We start from the raw sequence: 2,386 nt of genomic DNA, 5'->3' as shown, positions 1-2,386 counted from the left end.
CGGCAACTCTGCATGAGAGCGGCATAACCCAGATTGAAAGTTCGGCGCAGGCCGCGGAGGCATTGAAGCCTATTGCCGGTCCCTTCGCTCAAGTCCTTTTTGCCTTGGGTATTGTCGGCACGGGCCTTTTGGCAGTGCCGGTGCTTGGAGGTTCTGCTGCCTATGGCGTCGGGGAGACCCTGAAATGGCCGACAGGTCTCAACCGCAAACCCAAGGAAGCCAAAGCTTTCTATGCAACGATTGCCCTCGCCACTCTCATCGGTGTCGGGCTCAACTTTACCCCGATCAATCCAATGCAGGCGCTCTATTGGACCGCGGTCATTAATGGTGTCGTCGCTGTTCCGGTGATGGTGATTATGATGCTGATGGCCACCCAGCCTCGTATCATGGGCAAACAGACCATTGGCTTGACGCTTCAGATACTTGGCTGGATCGCGACGGTGTTCATGGCATTGGCTGCCATCGCTATGATCGTGACGAATGTCGTTCCGTTATGAAGCAGTCATTCAATTACCGGTCCCAAAGTGCTTAGTGCCATTGCAACCATCGGCACCGTGCCAGGTTCAGGGAACGTATGCTCCCAAATCGTCTACGTACAAGAACCACCCAATCGCGAGAGCGATGGCGAGCGCAACAATAAATACTAAGCCGTAGAGATAGTAGGGCAGGTCACCCGAACCGTGTTCTGGACCGTCATCGAAATCTCTTCGCATGGGATCATTCCCTGCGTATGATTTGGCCGTCGCGCATTTCGAACACGCCGTTGCCGCCGCCTTGCTGATTAAAATCACGTTCGAGCTCATCCCAGCGGCCAAGGAGCTCTCCGCAGGAGCTGCAATAAATCGGAGTGTGGCTCTGAACGTCTTCAGGGATATCGAGATAGATTGTCCCGCAAGCTTTGCAGTCCAGTTTGTGGTCTAGACGTTTGTCCATCTGATACCTCACTCCAGGCAATCGCAGGTGGCCCATAGTTTCCGATAACATTAAACCCGATCAGCTGGAATGGTAAATTCAGCTGATCGGGCTGTTGGCCTTCCTGAAGGGCCGCCCCGACCGGGACGTGTCGGGTCGGAAGAGTATCATGCAGTTCGTTGCGCGAAATCGGACCAAAGGCCTAGTCAGAATAGTCAAAAGCCCTAAAACCGCTGGTGTGTAATGTATATACCAGCCGAGCCGCCCCCTTCGGGGTTAAGAGATCGATCTTTCAATCTGGTCAATTGGAATAATCGCCGCCGTCGCCCCGCAGATCAGCTGACAGGCTGCGCGGCGCGTGCTGCAATCGTCTCGTAAGCCTCCTGTATCGGGTCGTGCACCTGAACAAAGCGCGAGATGCCAAGACCCAAAAGAGCCTTCAGGTGCTCTCGTCTTTCAGAGGAGGAACATCGTCCTTGGAGGGAGCCCGGCTGTGTCAGCACAGCAAGTGAAGGGCAGCCGGGCCCGCCCTTCGGTGATCTCATGCTAATACGTCCAAATACCGGCATAAGACTGATGCCGCCCCGCAATCGGACCTTGGTCTGATTACCGTGTTACAGGCATCTGGTATAGACGGAGTGCAGAGTACGCCTTTCCGTCTGGCACGGAAAATTGGKTAAAGTCTCCAAGCGGCTGTGAAATTTACTGCCAGAGACAATCCCGTTCCGTGACTTATTTATCGATATTCCAATCCGGTATACAGAATTACTTCTCTTGAACGACGTTAAGTAATGGATGCACAACAGCATCAACCTAGGAATAACCAGTTTTATGGGAGTTAAGCGTATGGACGCCACTCCGCAAACACAAGACTACAGAGTAGCCAGGGCAGCGATTACGGCCAACGCCAGTGCGGTATCGGACGATGAATTCCCCTTCTGCCGTTCGAGCGTTCGAAGCTTCCGTCGTGGCCAGGTTATCGTTAGTGCCGGTGTTTTGGTTGATRTGTTTGCTCGCGTGCAGCGAGGCTTCGTTAGCGCGAGTACAATGTTGTCCGACGGTAGGGAATTCATCGTCGAAATCATTCCAAAAAATGGGCTCATCGGAGAGCTCGAGGTGTTGCGTCGCGGCCAAATGCTAGACTTTGAGTATCGCGCCAGTTCCGATTGCGAATTGCACTTTTTCAAAGGTCGTTTGTTGCGTGAACAATGTGCCAGAGATCCTCGTTTTCAGGCGAAAGTTTTGTCCCGGACGCTGGCGCGTGTTGCTGAGCTCGAGCGCCGCATCATTGCAGACGCAGGATCGTGCTTGCAGTCCAGGCTGGCCAGCATGCTTTTACGGCTCTCCACGACCTATGAAAGGGATGGCCCGAACAATCCGGAGCTGATCATCTCGCAACATGACCTGGCCGCAACGCTTCCGGCTTCCCGAGAAAAGGTCAATCAGTGTCTGCGACGTCTGCGCGAGCGTAAGG

Annotated in this window: 4 protein-coding genes; 2 read left to right on the top strand and 2 right to left on the bottom strand. The window is 53.9% G+C overall.

Annotated features, from left to right (window positions below; all coding sequences use genetic code 11):
• Positions 1-497 (top strand): divalent metal cation transporter (locus ACXJ5O_RS24595; protein WP_457302195.1); only part of this gene is annotated, 497 nt, incomplete at its 5' end.
• A gap of 220 nt (positions 498-717) precedes the next feature.
• Here the strand turns inward: ACXJ5O_RS24595 and ACXJ5O_RS24590 are convergent.
• Together ACXJ5O_RS24590 and ACXJ5O_RS24585 are read right to left on the bottom strand one after the other, a co-directional pair.
• On the bottom strand, positions 718-933 hold the full coding sequence (locus ACXJ5O_RS24590; RefSeq protein ID WP_457302194.1) for a hypothetical protein: 216 nt from the start codon (positions 931-933) through the stop codon (positions 718-720).
• A gap of 314 nt (positions 934-1,247) precedes the next feature.
• Positions 1,248-1,457, bottom strand: coding sequence for a hypothetical protein (locus tag ACXJ5O_RS24585; protein ID WP_457302193.1), 210 nt, complete (start codon positions 1,455-1,457; stop codon positions 1,248-1,250).
• A 301-nt stretch (positions 1,458-1,758) separates the two neighbouring features.
• Between ACXJ5O_RS24585 and ACXJ5O_RS24580 the strand changes: the two genes are divergently transcribed.
• The coding region (locus ACXJ5O_RS24580) for a Crp/Fnr family transcriptional regulator (RefSeq protein ID WP_457302192.1) at positions 1,759-2,386 on the top strand (628 nt) is incomplete at its 3' end.

Source organism: Phyllobacterium sp. P5_D12 (assembly GCF_054049495.1).
Note: the sequence above shows the minus strand (reverse complement) of the source record. Positions and strands in the feature narration are given on the sequence as shown.

Bases quoted from the DNA above. Each gene is read 5' to 3' on its own strand.
- ACXJ5O_RS24590 (WP_457302194.1), bottom strand. From the start codon at position 933: ATGGACAAACGTCTAGACCACAAACTGGACTGCAAAGCTTGCGGGACA.
- ACXJ5O_RS24585 (WP_457302193.1), bottom strand. From the start codon at position 1,457: ATGAGATCACCGAAGGGCGGGCCCGGCTGCCCTTCACTTGCTGTGCTG.